The 15,423-nt window shown below is 71.3% G+C and carries 16 protein-coding genes; 9 read left to right on the top strand and 7 right to left on the bottom strand.

Annotation, left to right across the window (positions count from 1 at the left end; genetic code table 11):
• Nucleotides 1-2 precede the first annotated feature (2 nt).
• The 4 genes from CLV67_RS30810 to CLV67_RS30825 form a co-directional block, all read right to left on the bottom strand.
• Nucleotides 3-437 carry a phage holin family protein gene (locus CLV67_RS30810; RefSeq protein ID WP_106324748.1) on the bottom strand — a complete coding sequence of 145 codons (435 nt, stop codon included), beginning with the start codon at nucleotides 435-437 and terminating at the stop codon, nucleotides 3-5.
• A gap of 48 nt (nucleotides 438-485) precedes the next feature.
• Nucleotides 486-1,643 carry a mechanosensitive ion channel family protein gene (locus CLV67_RS30815; protein WP_106324623.1) on the bottom strand — a complete coding sequence of 386 codons (1,158 nt, stop codon included), beginning with the start codon at nucleotides 1,641-1,643 and terminating at the stop codon, nucleotides 486-488.
• A gap of 125 nt (nucleotides 1,644-1,768) precedes the next feature.
• Complete coding sequence (locus CLV67_RS30820) at nucleotides 1,769-2,590, bottom strand: DUF1206 domain-containing protein (RefSeq protein ID WP_106324625.1); 822 nt, start codon at nucleotides 2,588-2,590, stop codon at nucleotides 1,769-1,771.
• A 43-nt stretch (nucleotides 2,591-2,633) separates the two neighbouring features.
• Nucleotides 2,634-2,960, bottom strand: coding sequence for a hypothetical protein (locus CLV67_RS30825; protein WP_373873177.1), 327 nt, complete (start codon nucleotides 2,958-2,960; stop codon nucleotides 2,634-2,636).
• 42 nt (nucleotides 2,961-3,002) lie between these two features.
• Between CLV67_RS30825 and CLV67_RS30830 the strand changes: the two genes are divergently transcribed.
• Complete coding sequence (locus tag CLV67_RS30830) at nucleotides 3,003-3,287, top strand: GNAT family N-acetyltransferase (protein WP_106324750.1); 285 nt, start codon at nucleotides 3,003-3,005, stop codon at nucleotides 3,285-3,287.
• Nucleotides 3,288-3,407: 120 nt separating this feature from the next.
• Here CLV67_RS30830 and CLV67_RS30835 read toward each other — a convergent pair whose 3' ends face one another.
• A complete protein-coding gene (locus CLV67_RS30835) occupies nucleotides 3,408-4,976 on the bottom strand; it encodes a glycoside hydrolase family 3 protein (RefSeq protein WP_106324629.1) in 1,569 nt (522 codons plus the stop codon).
• A 122-nt stretch (nucleotides 4,977-5,098) separates the two neighbouring features.
• On the opposite strand from CLV67_RS30835, the gene CLV67_RS54360 reads away from it, so the two are divergent.
• The 4 genes from CLV67_RS54360 to CLV67_RS30850 all read left to right on the top strand — a co-directional run bounded on the left by CLV67_RS54360 (nucleotide 5,099) and on the right by CLV67_RS30850 (nucleotide 9,067).
• Nucleotides 5,099-5,224 (top strand): hypothetical protein, encoded by a 126-nt coding sequence (locus tag CLV67_RS54360; RefSeq protein WP_275413259.1) that lies wholly within the window; start codon nucleotides 5,099-5,101, stop codon nucleotides 5,222-5,224.
• A gap of 16 nt (nucleotides 5,225-5,240) precedes the next feature.
• Nucleotides 5,241-6,191: a TIGR03557 family F420-dependent LLM class oxidoreductase gene (locus CLV67_RS30840; RefSeq protein ID WP_106324631.1), complete on the top strand. Its 951-nt coding sequence runs from the start codon at nucleotides 5,241-5,243 to the stop codon at nucleotides 6,189-6,191.
• Nucleotides 6,192-6,201: 10 nt separating this feature from the next.
• Entirely contained in the window at nucleotides 6,202-7,839 is a 1,638-nt protein-coding gene (locus CLV67_RS30845; protein WP_106324633.1) for a RecQ family ATP-dependent DNA helicase, read from the top strand.
• 76 nt (nucleotides 7,840-7,915) lie between these two features.
• Entirely contained in the window at nucleotides 7,916-9,067 is a 1,152-nt protein-coding gene (locus CLV67_RS30850; RefSeq protein ID WP_239166611.1) for an LCP family protein, read from the top strand.
• Nucleotides 9,068-9,085: 18 nt separating this feature from the next.
• On the opposite strand, the gene CLV67_RS30855 is transcribed toward CLV67_RS30850, so the two are convergent.
• Complete coding sequence (locus CLV67_RS30855) at nucleotides 9,086-9,760, bottom strand: MBL fold metallo-hydrolase (protein ID WP_239166610.1); 675 nt, start codon at nucleotides 9,758-9,760, stop codon at nucleotides 9,086-9,088.
• 12 nt (nucleotides 9,761-9,772) lie between these two features.
• Nucleotides 9,773-12,352: an ATP-binding protein gene (locus CLV67_RS30860; protein WP_170154068.1), complete on the bottom strand. Its 2,580-nt coding sequence runs from the start codon at nucleotides 12,350-12,352 to the stop codon at nucleotides 9,773-9,775.
• A 97-nt stretch (nucleotides 12,353-12,449) separates the two neighbouring features.
• Between CLV67_RS30860 and CLV67_RS30865 the strand changes: the two genes are divergently transcribed.
• From CLV67_RS30865 to CLV67_RS30880, 4 genes are all read left to right on the top strand, one after another.
• Nucleotides 12,450-13,505 (top strand): class I SAM-dependent methyltransferase, encoded by a 1,056-nt coding sequence (locus CLV67_RS30865; RefSeq protein WP_106324635.1) that lies wholly within the window; start codon nucleotides 12,450-12,452, stop codon nucleotides 13,503-13,505.
• 101 nt (nucleotides 13,506-13,606) lie between these two features.
• Nucleotides 13,607-14,113 (top strand): hypothetical protein, encoded by a 507-nt coding sequence (locus CLV67_RS30870; protein ID WP_106324637.1) that lies wholly within the window; start codon nucleotides 13,607-13,609, stop codon nucleotides 14,111-14,113.
• Between the two features lie 63 nt (nucleotides 14,114-14,176).
• Nucleotides 14,177-15,016: an AraC family transcriptional regulator gene (locus CLV67_RS30875; RefSeq protein WP_106324639.1), complete on the top strand. Its 840-nt coding sequence runs from the start codon at nucleotides 14,177-14,179 to the stop codon at nucleotides 15,014-15,016.
• A complete protein-coding gene (locus tag CLV67_RS30880) occupies nucleotides 15,013-15,423 on the top strand; it encodes a VOC family protein (protein WP_106324641.1) in 411 nt (136 codons plus the stop codon). The genes CLV67_RS30875 and CLV67_RS30880 overlap by 4 nt, the downstream gene beginning before the upstream one ends.

Genomic DNA, 15,423 nt, shown 5'->3' on the forward strand with positions numbered 1-15,423 from the left:
GTTCATGCCCTCCCACGCTCCTTGACCGCGTGCTTCACTTCATCGACATCGGCCTTCACGCTCTCGATCGCTGCCGACGGTTCCGGTGGAACCGCGCGGCTGATCTGCTTCTTGCCCAGCAGCGCGAGCACACCGGCGATGGCGAAGAGCACCACGGTGACGATCAGCGCGGCCAGCCAGAGCGGAAGTACCAGGTCGAGGGCGATGATCCCGGTCGCAATCGCCGCACCCAGTCCGTACATCGCCAAGGCACCGGCACCGCCGAACAGGCCGGCGCCGATGCCCGCCCGCTTGCCCTTCTCCGCCAGCTCGACCTTGGCGAGGGTGATCTCGTCCCGGACCAGTCGGCTCAGCTGTTCGCTGGCCTGCTGCACCAGTTCCGCGGTCGACTTCTCGGTGGTCGGCCGGACGGGAACGCCGTTCACGACATCGGTCATCATGTCCCCCTTTCCGTGTGATCGGGGTATGCCCTGATCAGAGCTCCCTCAATCCTTGCGCTCGGACGCAACCGGGTCGGGTCCTCCGAAGACCGCTCCGCGGGCGTCACCGTCCACGCCGCCGCTGAAGACCCTGGCCCCGCCGGAGTCCGCGTCCGGCCGGTGGTGACCGTCCATCTGCAGCGGAACGGCCCGGGCCGGCTCGACCTCGGCGCGCATCCGCGGCACCGCGGTCCGCTGGTGCTGCCAGATCCAGGCGACCAGCCGCTCACGGACCAGACAGCGCAGGTCCCAGAGGGCCGCCGCGTCGTCCGCACTGACCAGGGCCCGCAGCCGGATCCGGCCGTCGGTCGCCTCGGTAACCTGGAGCACGCAGACCTTGCCGTTCCACAGGTCGGACTCCTCGCAGACACGTTGCAACTCGGAACGTACCGGCTCGACTGGGGTCGCCCAATCCACGTCGATCTCGGCCGTTCCGAGCACGGCCGACGACGTACGCGTCCAGTTCTGGAAAGGTTTGGTGGTGAAATAGGACGTCGGAAGGATGAGCCGCCGGTCGTCCCAGATCTGCACCACCACATAGGTGAGGGTGATCTCCTCGATCCGGCCCCATTCCTGTTCCACCACGACCACGTCGTCGACCCGGATCGCGTCACTGAAGGCGAGCTGCAGCCCGGCGAACACATTGCCCAGGGTGCTCTGCGCGGCCAGTGCCGCGACGACGCTGATCACGCCGGCCGAGGCGAGCACGCTGGCGCCCAGAGCTCGGATGTCCGGAAAGGTCATCAACATGACGCCGATGGTGAGCACCACGATGGCTGCCACCGTGACCCGGCGCAGCATCACCACCTGGGTCTTGATCCGGCGGCTCTTGAGGTTGTCCGGCACGTCGGTGCGCCAGCGGGCCAGGGCCATGTCCTCCAGCACCAGCAGGGTGGCGCCGACCAGCCAGGCGGCGGCCGCTATGCAGAGGAGCACCAGGGCGTGCACCACGCCGGAGCGGCCGGGGAACTCATCGGCCCAGATCCGGACGGCCTGCTGCACCGCGACCAGCACGACGGTCGCCTGGAACGGGCGGTGCATGGTCCGGGCCAGGTCGGCGGCGAGAGGTGAGCGCCGTCCGAGTCTCTTCATCAACCAGTGCACAATCTCGACGAACACGATCGCCACAGCCGCGGCACCGGCGACGGCCAACAGGGCGGTCATAAACAATCTTCCTTCCCACGACGGCAATCCGGCCGGAGTCCAGCCTTGCCTGTGGGGCTACTGAGAACACCGGCGAGCGGCGGATGTCGGAGATAGCTCACATCCGCCGCTGGGGCCGTTCTGGTTCAGATCTTGCGGTACTTGGCCTGTGCGAGGCAGTAGACGCCGAACGCCGCGATGCCGGCGGCGATCAGGACCAGCAGCCACACGCCCCAGGAGTAATCGGCCAGCGTCTTGAGCGCGGCGTCCAGGCCCCGGGCCTGCTTCGGGTCGTAGTTGACGGCGGCGAGCACCACGAGGAGCCCGGCGATGGCGTACGCGGTGCCCTTGGCCATGTAGCCGGCCATACCCAGGCGGACGATCGGCTGACGGGTGCCGGCCGGCATCTGCTGGGTGTTCAGGTGACGCTGGAACTTCTTCTTGTAGCCGTAGATCGCCATGCCGACGCCGATACCGAGAACCACGAGGCCGATCAGCCCGACCAGGATCCGGCCGCCCTCGGAGGCCATCAGGCCGGAGGCGTTGCTCGAGTTGCTGTCACCCATCGACGAGCCGGCGCCCTGAACGATCTTGATGGCGTTCCAGGCGAGGTAGCCGTACAGGAGGGTGCGCGCTCCGGAGAGGACCCGCTCGGCCATGGCGCGGCGGTCCTGCGGGCCGCTCTCGCCGATCGCGGCCTCGAAGGCCTGCCAGATCGCCATCGCGATCAGGCCGACGGCGATGACGATCAGCAGGGTCTTGCCGAACGGCTGCTTGGCTATGGTTTGAAGGGCTCCGGACTGGTCACTGTCCTGTCCGGAGCCACCGAGGGCCACCTGCAGCGCGATCCAGGCGAACAGCAGGTGGATGATGCCGTATCCGATGAAGCCGCCCCGAGCGAGAAGCTCCAGGGGCTTGCTCTCGGCGGCCCGTGACGCGGTGTGCTTGACGTTCGAGGCTGCGGTCATGCCCCCAATGTGACCAGCGGCGCCGATTGTCAAACGTGCCGTGCTATCGGGCGACCTCGAACTGGACGGCGTCCTGCGTCACGCTGGACAGGGTGAAGCTCAGACCGCCGACCTCGACGGCCTGCTGGCCCTTGGTCAGCTGGATCTGCTCTCCGCCGACGTCGAGGGTCACGGTGTTCTCGTCGGCGGAGACGAACTTGGCCTCCACCCCGAGCACGCTGACGCTGGCGTTGGTCTCTCGCTGGACGGTCACGGTGCACTGGTCGAGCCCGCAGCTGACATCGTCACTGCACCCGGTGAGCAGGGTGAGACCAATGGCAGCCGAGGCGAGGGCGGCGGCGATGCGGCGGCGCGGCATAGAGATCAACACCCTTCTTACGGTACGGGGTCCGCATGACAATAAGCTGTGAAGGTGAGTGACTACGTGGTCCGGGACAACGCCGGCGAGCAGCGGTTCGAACTCATCACGGACGGCGTCGTGGGCGCGTTCGCCGTCTATCGCGCGCACGACGGCGTGGTGCGAATTCTGCACACCGAGACGGCCCACGAGCTGCGCGGCCGTGGCCTGGCCGGCGAGCTGGCCCGACAGACCCTCGATCAGCTCCGGGAACGCGGCGATCGGGTCGTCCCGTCCTGCCCGTTCTTCGCGAAGTACATCGGCGAGCACCCGGAGTACCAGGACCTGATCGCCCGCTGACCCCCGGCCGTGTCGTAATACTGTCGTCAGCGCGGTTGAGACAGCAGTACGGCACAGCCGGATCCGCCCCGCCGCGCGTTCGTGGGCGCGGCGGGACGGACGGCTCCCGGGATGTGATGTTCAGGCGGCGACCGGCTGCGGCGCCGGCTCCGGCACGTTCACGCCGGCGATGAGCTCGGCGGCGGCCCTGCCCAGCGCGCGGGTCGCGCCGTGGGTGGCGATGTGCACCCCGCCGGCCACCGTGACCGGGATGCCCATCTCGACGACGACGGCGTCGGGACGCACGTCGAGGACGCCGCGCAGGGTCCGCTCGATCCACGGGTGCCGGTGCACGTCCCGCACCACCAGGACCAGCGGCCGCTCCCCGGCACCGGCCAGCACGGGCGCCGACGGGTCGGGCAGCGACTCCAGGTCGGCGGGCTCGAACCGGACCGAGGTGGTGCCGGGCAGCAGCTCGGTGAGCGGCTCGCCGACGCCCCACGGTGTCTCGCTGCCGATCGCGATGTTGCGCGTCGGCGCGAACTCGACCACGTGCGGGATCCCGGTCAGCGGCAGGGCCGGGCCATCCTCGCCGCGGGTCACCCGGACCGCCCGGCGGGCCGCCTCGAAACCGACCTTCGAGCCGAGAACCGCGACCTCGGCGCCGGCCGCGGCATCGGCGATCGCCCGGGCGCCGGTGGCGATCTGGGTGCGGGTCGTCCAGGCGGCCAGCCGGCGGACCCGTGCGACCGCGTCGCGCAGGCGTTCCTCGGAGATCTCCCCGGACCGGACCGCGGCGACGATGGCGTCGCGCAGCCGGATCGCGGTCTGTTCGTCGGCATGGTCGCCGCCCACGCAGATGGCGTCCACCCCGGCGGCGATCGCCCGGACCGCGGCGCCCTCCAGGCCGAAGCGGCGGCGGACACCCTGCATCTCGATGCCGTCGGTGACGATCAGGCCGTCGAAGCCGAGCTCCTCGCGGAGCAGGCCGGTCAGGATGCGCGGGCTCAGCGTGGCCGGCAGGTCCGCGTCGTAGGCCGGGACGAGCAGGTGACCGGTCATCACGGACTGCGCGCCGGCCGCGATCGCCGCCCGGAACGGGACCAGCTCACAGGCGTCGAGCTCGGCGGCGGAGCGGGTGATGACCGGCACGTCGTGGTGCGAGTCGACGGCGGTGTCGCCGTGCCCGGGGAAGTGTTTGGCGCAGCCGGCCACACCGGCTTCCTGCAGACCGCGGATGAAGGCGGAGGTGTGCCGGGCCACCAGCTCCGGCTCGGCGCCGAACGCCCGTACGCCGATGACCGGGTTTCCGGGGTTGCTGTTGACGTCCGCGTCGGGTGCGTAGTCGAGCGTGATGCCGGCGTCGGCCAGTTCCCGGCCGAGGTCGCGGGCGACGAGCTCGGTCAGCTCGTGGTCGTCGATCGCGCCGAGTGCCAGATTGCCGGGCCGGGAGCTGCCGTGCCGCGACTCGAACCGGGTGACGTCACCGGCCTCCTCGTCGATGGCAACGATCACATCCGGGTTCTCCGCGCGCAGTTGCGCGGTGAGCGCCGCCACCTGTGCGGGTGACTCCACGTTGCGGGCGAAGAGGGCGACTCCACCGAGTCCGGAACCGAGCCAGCGGCGGACCCAGTCCGGCGCGGTCGTTCCGACGAAGCCCGGTTGCAGTACCGCAGCGGCCAGTTCCGGCAAATCGCCGTGAATGGTCATGAGCCCCCGTACCTCCGATGCGTTTGTCTGCCCGTACCGGGGACCTATGTTCACACCCCCCATAGTATTTAGTCAACAAACCTTTCTATTTGCTGAGACCGATCGATCGGTAGGATGTGCACGTGCTCACGCCCCTCGCCGCGACCGGCGTCGACTGGTCCGAGGTGCACGCCGTGCGACTGCTCGGTATCGCCCTCGCCGTTCTCTTCCTGCTCTGGGCGATACGCCGCATGTTCGGAGGCAAATAGGGGTACCGGGGGCGCCATGCGCATCGGTTACTTCCTGTCGAGCGAGGAGTACTCGCCCGCCGAGCTCCTGGAGCAGGCCAAAGGCGCGGAACGCGCCGGCTTCCAAGGCCTGTGGATCTCCGACCACTACCACCCCTGGGTGGACGCCCAGGGCCAGAGCGCCTTCGTCTGGTCCATGATCGGCGCACTCAGCCAGGCCACCGGCCTGGACATCACCACGGCGGTCACCTGCCCGACCGTCCGCATCCACCCGGCGGTCATCGCCCAGGCCGCCGCCACCAGCGCGGTCCTCACCGGCGGGCGCTTCCGGCTCGGGGTCGGCACCGGCGAGGCGCTCAACGAGCACATCTTCGGCGACGCCTGGCCCGAGCTGGACGTACGCCTGGAGATGCTCGAGGAGGCGATCGAGGTGATGCGCGGGCTCTGGACCGGGGAGAACTTCTCGCACCACGGCAAGCACTACACCGTGGAGAACGCCCGGATCTACACGCTCCCGGAGAAGCCGGTCGAGATCCTGGTGTCCGGTTTCGGGCCCAAGGCGACCGAGGTGGCCGGGCGGATCGGCGACGGTTTCGTCAGCGTCATGCCCGACGGCGAGATGGTCGGCAGGTTCCGGAAGGCCGGCGGCGGGACCAAGGTCGCCCAGGGCGGATTCAAGGCCGCGTTCGCCGGCACCGCCGAGGAGGGCGCGCGGATCGCGTACGAGAAATGGCCCAATGCGGGCGTGCCCGGCGAGCTGTCCCAGGTGCTGCCCTCGCCGAAGCACTTCGAGCAGGCGTCGCAGCTGGTCACCGAGGAGATGGTGGCCGAGACCTTCGTCTGCGGCAACGACCCGGAGAAGCACCTGGAGATGATCCGGAAGTACGCCGACGCGGGCTTCGACGAGATCTACGTCGCCAACACCGGCCCGCACTACCAGGGCCTGTTCGACCTGTACGCCCGCGAGATCCTGCCGAAGATCGGATAGCCTCCGCTCGATGAAACTGCCCATCTACGGCCCCCGCCTGCGCCGGGTCGCCCGCACCCACTTCGGCTGGCGCACGCTGCGCCCCGGCCAGTTCAAGCCGATGCGCGCCGTGCTGCGCCGCAAGGACGCCCTCGTGGTGCTCCCGACCGGCGGCGGCAAGTCGGCGATCTACCAGATCCCGGCCGTCCTGCTGCCCGGCCCCACCGTGGTGATCTCGCCGCTGCTCGCCCTGCAGCAGGACCAGATCGCCGCTCTCAACGAACGCGGCGACGCCAAGATCCGCGCGGTCCGCGTCAGCTCCCAGGAGACGCCGAAGGAGCAGCGCGAGGCGATCGAGGCGATCCGCGAGGGCCGGGCCGAGTTCCTGTTCATCACTCCGGAGCAGCTCAGCGACCCGGCTCGGCTGGCCGAGGTCAAAGCCCTCAAGCCCGGCCTCGTCGCGGTCGACGAGGCGCACTGCATCTCGGCCTGGGGTCACGACTTCCGGCCCGACTATCTCGCGCTCGGCGACATGATCAAGCAGATCGGCCGGCCGCCGGTGCTCGCGCTGACCGCGACCGCGTCGCCGCCGGTCCGCGAGGACATCATCGCCCGGCTGCGCCTGAACAAGCCGGAGATCCACGTCTCCGGGCTGGACCGGCGCAACCTGTTCCTCGAGGTCGCGTACTGCCCCGACGACAACTACCGGTGGCGCAAGCTGACCACCATGCTCGACGAGGAGCAGCGGCCCGGCATCATCTACGTCGCCACCCGGCGTGCCGCCGAGGAACTCTCCGAGCGACTCACCACGGCCGGTTACCCGGCCACCTTCTACCACGGTGGGATGGCGGCCGGCCTGCGCGAGCAGCGTCACGTCGACTTCCAGGACGACAAGGTCGACATCATGGTCGCCACCTCGGCGTTCGGCATGGGCATCGACAAGCCGAACATCCGCTGGGTGGCGCACGTGGCCCTGCCCGACTCGCCGGACAGCTACTTCCAGGAGATCGGCCGGGCCGGGCGTGACGGCGAACCGGCCCGTGCGCTGCTGCTCTGGCGTTCCGAGGACGAGGCCATCCAGCGGTTCTTCCAGGGCGGCTCCCCCGACGCCGACGAGTTGCGCGACCTGGCCGGCGAGCTGCACAAGGGACCGGTCTCCAAGACGGCGCTGCAGAAGGCCACCGGACTCGGGCCGCGCAAGCTCGGTCAGTACCTCAACCTGCTGGAACAGGTGGGTGCGATGCGGCCCGGCACGGGACACAAACTGACCGTCCCGGCCCGTGCGCCGCTCCCGGCGGCGGCGGCCGAGGCGGCCCTGGCCGAGTACGAACGGCAGCAGGCCGTGGTCAAGTCGCGCACCGACATGATGCGCGGCTTCGCCCAGTCCCGGCAGTGCCGTACCGAGACACTGCTGGCCTACTTCGGCGAGGAACTGCGCCGGCCGTGCAACCACTGTGACAACTGTGCCGACGGGTCGGCTCACGAGATCGCCGCGGCCGAGCCGGAAGGGCCCTTTCCCGTACACAGTCAGGTCCGTCATGGTGAATGGGGGACAGGAATGGTGATGAACTACGAGGAGGATCGGATGACGGTCCTCTTCGACTCGGTGGGTTACAAGACCCTGTCCGTCCCGGTGGTCGTGGAGCAGCGACTGTTGTCACTCGCCTGACCGCTGGGAAGGCTCCCAGGGACTTGTGCGGCTGTGCCATCATGCGCACGTTGCCGGTACGGGGGAGGCTTGACGAGTGGCTGCATCCACGAAACGACGATCTCCGCTCTGGGCCCGGATCTGTGTCGGCGTCGGGGCGGCGGTGCTGGTCGCCGGAGCCGGGACTCTGGTGACCGGCCAGGCGCTGATCGCGAAGTACTCCGACGCCGTCACCGACAACAGCCTCCTCGACCCGATCCAGCCGAAGGCGGCGGAGGCGGCCCCGCCGGCCGAGGAGTCCACGGCGAGCATCGACGGGCCGGTCAACATGCTGCTCGTCGGGATCGACCCGCGCGACGAGCAGACCGCGCCCCTCGCCGACTCGATCATCGTGGCGCACATCCCGGCCGACCGGCACACCGCGTACCTCTTCTCGATGCCCCGTGACCTGCGGGTCGACATCCCGGCGTTCGAGAAGTCCGGCACCGGCGCCGACCGCACGAAGATCAACGCCGCGATGGCATACGGCAGCCGCCTGGGCGACGGCAAGTACAGCGCCGCGCAGGGCTTCCAGCTGCTCGCCAGCACGGTCAGCGGAGTCACCGGGATCAAGAAGTTCGACGCCGGCGCGATCGTCAACTTCGGCGGCTTCAAGAAGATCGTCGAGGCCATGGGCGGTGTCGAGATGGTCATCGACATGGACGTCAAGAGCGAGCACCTCAAGCCGGACGGCAGCGCCCGGGACCGGATCCCCTCCTGCCAGGGCCACCATCGCTGCTCCCGGCCGTACACCGGGGTGCAGAAGGTCTACAAGAAGAGCGCCAAGCCGGTGCACCTCAAGGCCTGGGAGGCGCTCGACTACGTGCGCCAGCGGTACGGCGAGGGCATGACCGACTACGTCCGGCAGCGTCATCAGCAGCAGTTCATCAAGGCGATCGCCAAGCAGGCGATGAGCCGGGACGTCCTCACCAACCCGAGCAAGCTGCTCGGCGTCCTGGACGCGGCCGGCGGTTCGCTGACGGTCGCGCCCGGCAGCCACACCGTCCTGGACTGGGCGATGGAGCTGAAGAGCCTGAACATCGACGACATCGTCACGGTCAACCTGCCGGGCGACGGCATCTTCGAGGGCGAGTACCTCGGCGAGCGCTTCCTCCCCGAGGTCGACGGCTTCTTCAAAGCCGTACGGGAGGAGCGCGTACCGGCGTTCCTGCTCGACCACCCCCAGTTCGTCAACGCCGAGCAGGAGTAACCGCGGACGCGCCCGGGATCAGCCTGAGACGGCCTTGCGGAAGGCTTCCACGGCCAGACCGGAGACGGCGCGGCCGTGACCGAAGACGGCGTGGTCGAACTCGAGCTCGGCGAGACGGGCCAGGCTCTGGCCGGCGCGCGGCGGGTCGGCGGTCAGCATCCGCGGAGGCCCCGTCACCCGGCCCCGGCGGCTGGCCGCGGCGTCCCCGGCGAACAGCACCCCGCCGGCCCGGTCCAGCAGGTAGGAGACGTGGCCACGGGTGTGCCCCGGCGTGTGCAGGGCGGTGAATCCGGGCACCGGCTCCGAGCCGTCGGTGGTGATCAACTGGTCGACCTTGGTCGGCTCGGCCGTGCCGACCGCACGGGTCATCAGCTTGCCGAGCCAGCCGCCGGGTCCGACCGGTGGGCGCTCGCCACCGATCCACGGAATCTCGGCGGCGTGGGCGACCACCCGCGCGCCGGTCCGGTTGCGGAGGTCGGCGAGGCTGCCGACGTGGTCGGGGTGATGGTGGGTGACCAGGATCGTGGTCACCTCGCCCAGTGAGCGGCGGATGCCCTGCAGGCCGCGCTCGATCATCGGCGACCGGCCGGGCAGCCCGGTGTCGATCAGTACCAGCCCGTCGTCGGTCACGACCACGTGCACGTTCACATATCCCAGGGGGAGCTCGAAGACCCCGTCGACCACCTCACGCACCCGACGATTCTGTCAGGCCAGCAGACCCCTGGTGCGGGCGCGGGCCACCGCCTCCAGACGGGTCCGGGCCGACAGCTTCGACAGGATCGCGGCGACGTGGGCGTCCACGGTACGGACCGACAGCACCAGGCGGGCGGCGATCTCCGGGTTGCTCAGGCCGTCGGCGAGCAGGCGCAGCACCTCGTCCTGCCGTCCGGTCAGCCCGGCCGGGTTGTCGCGGGTGGCGGGCTGCGGGCCGCGCGGGATCCGGGTGACACCCAGCACCCGCAGGCGGGAGCGGACCCGGCGGGCCAGCGGGGCGGCGTCCAGCGTGTCGAGGATCCGGACCGCCTCCAGCAGGTCGTCGACGGAATCGCTGTGGGTGAGTGCCAGCGCGTGCTCGTACCGGCATCCGGCCCTGGCCCACAGGGTGGCAGCCTCCGCCCACTCTCCGGCGGCCAGCCGGGCGTACGGATGGGCGCTCTCCCCCACCGGGACGTCCGCGCCCAGCGCCCGCAGCCAGTATCCGAACGCGGCGAGCCGCCGTCCGCCCTCGGCGGCCAGGGCCGTGCGGTAGGCCGGAACGAGCCGGTCGGCGACCGCGGTGTCGCCGCGCAGCCAGGCCGCCTCGGCGAGGGCCGCGCCGGCCGGGCCGAGCCGCTGCGCCTCACCGATGCCGCGGGCGACCCGCCAGGCCTCGGCGAGCATCTCGGCGCCGCCCGTCCGGTCCCGGCGGATCCGGGTCAGGCCGCGCACCACCAGCGCCGGGGTGCGCATCATCGACGGCGCGCCCTCCTCCCAGCGGGCGTGCGTCTCGGCCTCGTCCCAGTCGCCGCGCAGCATCAGGGCCATCGACATGGTGATGTGCAGGTAGCGCAGGAACCCGAGGACCTCGGTGCGTTCGGCGAACGCCATCCCCTCACGCAGCAGCGCCACCGCCTCGTCCACGTGGGTCGTGTCGATCAGATGCCAGGCGTAGTTGGTGTAGGCGCGGCAGACGTGGTCGTCCTCACGGGCCTCGACCGCCACGGCGAGGCTCTCCTCCATCAGTTGGCGGCCACGGGGGTCGTCGGTGTCCCAGAGCGCGTAGCCGACGTTGTTGAGCGCGTGCGACAGGACCCCGCGGGCGCCGGCCGCCCGGGCCAGGGCGACCGCGCGTTCCCCGGCGGTGATCGCGGCGTGGGTACGGCCGCCGAGAGCGTGCAACTGGGCCCGGTTGCTGAGCCCGAAGGCGAGCGCGGCGTCGTCGCCCGCGCCCTCCAGCACCTCGACCGCCTCGACGGCGGCGGCCTCGGCGGCCGGGCCCTGCGCGGCGTACCAGCAGACCCGGGACAGCCTCCGCAGCGCGAGACCGAGCGGCACCCGGTCGGGCAGTGTCCGGCGCAGGGCGACGGCCTCCCGCTGGGCGGTGACGGCGGGAGCGTCGAGTCCGAGCATGTAGCACTCCTGGGCGTACGCCTCCAGGAGATCGGCCCGCTCCGGCGGCGGGAACGCGGCCCGGTGCTCGAGGACGAGCCGATAGTGGGCGGCGGCCTCCCGGTGCGATCCGGCGGCGACCGCCTCGGCCGCCGCGGCCGGGGCGTACCGGACGATCAGGTCGGTGTCACCGGCCTCGGCCGCGTGGTGGACTAGCCGGGACAGGTCGGCGTCGCCGCGTTCGCGCAGCGCGGTCAGCACGGCCCGGTTCGCGGCGATCCGCCGGGACGCCGGCAGGGACGCGGCGACCGCGCGGCGCATCAGCTCATGCCGGAACGACACCCGGACCGGGGTCACCGTGAGCATGCCGCGCTGTTCGGCCGGTGCGAGCACCTCCAGACCGCCCGGCACGATCGCGTCGACGAGCCAGTTCTCGACCGCCGACGGGACCACGGCGAGCAGAGCCAGCGCGTCCCGGCACGACTGGTCCAGCGCCTCCAGCCGGGCGTGCACGGCCTCGGTGACGGTGGCCGGCACGCCGTCGGTGTCGCCGGTGCCGAGGACCTCGGTGACGAAGAACGGATTGCCGGAGGTGACCGCGAAGACCCGCTCCGGATCCACGGCACGGTCACCGACGAGGCGGCGGACCGCGCCCGCCGACAGCCGGGCCAGCGGCAGCCGGCGCATCGGCGTCGACGCGGCGAGACCGAGCAGGCCGCGCAGCGGATGACCGGTGCCGATCTCGTCGTCGCGGTACGTCCCGACCAGGGTCACCGGCAGGCCGGCGATCCGGCGGACCAGGTACCGCAGCACGTCAAGGGTCGCCTCGTCGGCCCAGTGCAGGTCCTCGACGACGAGCACGGTCGGGTGGCCGGGCCAGTCCAGCTCGGCCCGGAACGCCTCGAACACCCGGCCCCGGTCGCCGGATCCGAGCGCCTCGGTCAGCCCCGGCCCGACCTTGCCGACCAGGTCCCGCAGCGGACCGAGGACGCGGGGTGTGGCCAGGTCGTCGCAGTAGCCGACGAGCAGGCGGCCCTCCGCCGGCAGCACCGAGCGCAGCGCCTCGACCAGGCTCGACTTGCCGATCCCGGCCTCGCCGGTGATGAGCACGACCGAGCCGTGGCCGTCGAGGGCCCGCCGGGCGACCTCGCCCAGCTCGCTCAGCTCGCTCTCACGCTCCAGCAGCGCCCGGCTCATGCCGCGGATTCTAGGTACCGCCCTAGGTAGCGACGATGCCTGAGCTAGGTAGCCGACACGGATTCGGCGGGCAGGCGACGTCCGTAGAAACGAGGGCATGACAGTCAACGAGGAAAAATTGATGGAGTTCGTGTTCAGGTTCGTCGGCGATCTGGGCGCCACGATGGCCGCGGGCGGCATCGTCGTCGGTGACCGGCTGGGCCTCTACCGTGCCCTCGCGACGGCGCCGGCCCTGCCACAGGAGCTGGCCGAACGCACCGGAACGGCGGCCCGCTACGTCGAGGAGTGGCTGCGCGGACAGGCCGCGGGCGGCTACGTCGAGTACGACCCGGACTCCGGCCGCTACTCGCTCACCCCCGAGCAGGCGTTCGCGCTCACCGACCCGGAGGGGCCGATCTTCGCGCCGGGGGCGTTCCAGCTGGCGCTCGGCGCGCTCAAGGCCGAGCCGCGGATCACCGAGGCGTTCCGTACCGGCGAGGGGCTGGGCTGGCACGAGCACGACGAGGACGTGTTCACCGGCTGCGAGCGGTTCTTCCGGCCCGGATACAGCGCCCATCTGGTGGCCGAGTGGCTTCCGGCTCTCGACGGCGTCGAGGAGCGACTGCGTTCCGGCGTACGGGTGGCGGACGTCGGCTGCGGGCACGGTGCGTCGACGGTGCTGATGGCGCAGGCGTACCCGAACTCGGTGTTCACCGGATCCGACTACCACCACGGGTCGGTGGAGCAGGCACGCAAGCGGGCCGCGGACGCCGGGCTGGACGGGCGGGTCGGTTTCGAGAACGCGGGCGCGCAGGGGTTCAGCGGGGGGCCGTACGAGCTGGTCACCACGTTCGACGCGCTGCACGACATGGGCGATCCGCTGGGTGCGGCCCGGCACGTGCGGTCACAGCTCACCCCGGACGGCACCTGGATGATCGTGGAACCGGCGGCCGGCCCGACGGTGGCCGACAACCTCAACCCGGTCGGCCGCGTCTACTACGCCTTCTCGGCGTTCCTGTGCGTGCCGAGCGCGCTCTCCCAGCACGGCGGCTACTCGCTGGGCGCCCAGGCCGGCGAGGAACCGGTCCGCCGCCTGACCGCCGACGCCGGCTTCACCCGCTTCCGCCGGGTCGCGGAGACCCCTTTCAACATCGTCTACGAGGCGAAACCCTGATCCGGTACGGACCACGCGGCCGCGCTGCGTCCTCAGGGGTTTTGATCGGGCGGCGGTAGGTAAGAATGCTGACCGGGTCAACGGATGAAAGGGACACCAGCGTGACGGATCAACCGCTCTATGCCGAACTGGGTTTCACCGACGCCGAGTGGGGGCTGCTGGCCGGCCTGCCGCAGTCGGTGCTCACCGCGGCGAGCGCCGCCAGTCCCGACAGCGCACGCAAGACCCGGGCCGAGAGCGCGGCCGGGCTGGACCGCATCTCCGACGCCCGCGCCTCAGCGAGCCCGCTGGTCGCGGCCGCCGCCACGGCCGCCGTCGCCGAGGCCGGCGACCCGGAGATCGGTGAGGAGGCTCCGGTGATCGAGCCGGGCGACCCGGCCGGGTACGCCGCCGACGTGGTGTCCCGGGCCGCCGAGGCCGCCGCCCTGCTGGCCGCCAAGGCGTCGCCGGCCGACGCGGAGACCTACAAGCACTGGCTCGTCGAGATCGCCGACGAGGTGGTCGGCGCGGCCTCCAGCGGCGGCCTGCTCGGCATCGGCGGCGAGACGGTCACCGAGAGCGAGCGCTCGTTCCGCGACGAGCTCGCCAAGGCCCTGGCCGGAGCCTGATCACGGCTGGACTCCGGGCCCGTGCCCGGAGTCCAGCCCCGCGACACGGGGCAGACTGGGGACATGGACGAGTACGCGCAGGTCCGGCCCGCACCGATGCTGCGGCCGCACATCGCGTTCTACTCCGGCTACCGGCAGCGCGGGCTCTCCCCGGCCACCCATCGCGGGCTGCCGTCGCCGTACCTGACGCTGATCTTCACGCTGGACGAGCCGCTGGTCATCGCGGCGCACCCGGATCCGCGGCAGGCGCCCGGAACCTACACGTCGCTGCTCGGCGGGCTGCACCTGGCACCGGCGCTGATCACCCACGACGGCAGCCAGTCCGGGGTACAGGTCGCGGTCCGGCCGCTCGGCTGCCGGGCGCTGCTGGGCCTGCCCGCCGCGGAGCTCGCGCACCGGGACGTGGACGCCGCCGCGGCCTTCGGCGACCGGTTCGTGGCCGAGGTGCGTGAGCGGATGTGGGCGGCACCGGACTGGCCGGGCCGGTTCGCGGTCCTCGACCGGGCGCTGGGCGCCCAGTTGCGCGACGATACCGCGCCGACGCCTGTGCGGGCCGCGTTCGCCCTGGTCACCAGCGGTGTTCCGGTCGCTGACGCGGCGGAGAGGATCGGCTGGAGCGGGCGCTATCTGACCGATCGGTTCCGGGACGAGATCGGTGTCCGGCCCAAGGAGGCGGCGCGGATCGCCCGGTTCGACCGGGCCCGGCGGGCGGTGCTGCCGGGCGCGCGGCTCGCCGACGTGGCCGCCGCACACGGGTACGCCGACCAGTCGCACCTGATCCGCGACTTCCGGGCGTTCGCCGGGTGCGCGCCGTCGCGGTGGCTCGCCGACGAACACGATCTTCTCACCGGTTCGGTTTCGTCCAATCCCGGACCGCCGGTTGTCGCGACGATGGGTGCATGACCGACTCGAAGACACCGCCACCGCAGGTGTGGCCGACACTGCACGCCACCGACGCGCGCGCCCTGATCCGTTTCCTGGTCGACGCGTTCGGGTTCTCCGAGACCGCCGTCCACGGGGAGGGCGACCGCGTCGACCACTGCGAGCTGAGCTGGCCACCCGGCGGCGGGATCATGCTCGGCTCGGTACGCGACGACCCGGACAGCCCGTGGCGGCTGCTTCCAGGGACGTTCGGCGCGTACGTGGTGGCCGACGACATCGACGCGCTGCACGAGCGGGCGGTCGCGGCGGGCGCCGAGATCGTCCGCGAGCCGTTCACCACCGACTACGGCTCGCGCGACTTCACGGCCCGCGACCCGGAGGGCAACCTGTGGCAGTTCGGCACCTACCGCGGCGAACCCCGCCGCTAG

It is taken from the genome of Actinoplanes italicus (genome assembly GCF_003001815.1).
Lineage (GTDB): Bacteria > Actinomycetota > Actinomycetes > Mycobacteriales > Micromonosporaceae > Actinoplanes > Actinoplanes italicus.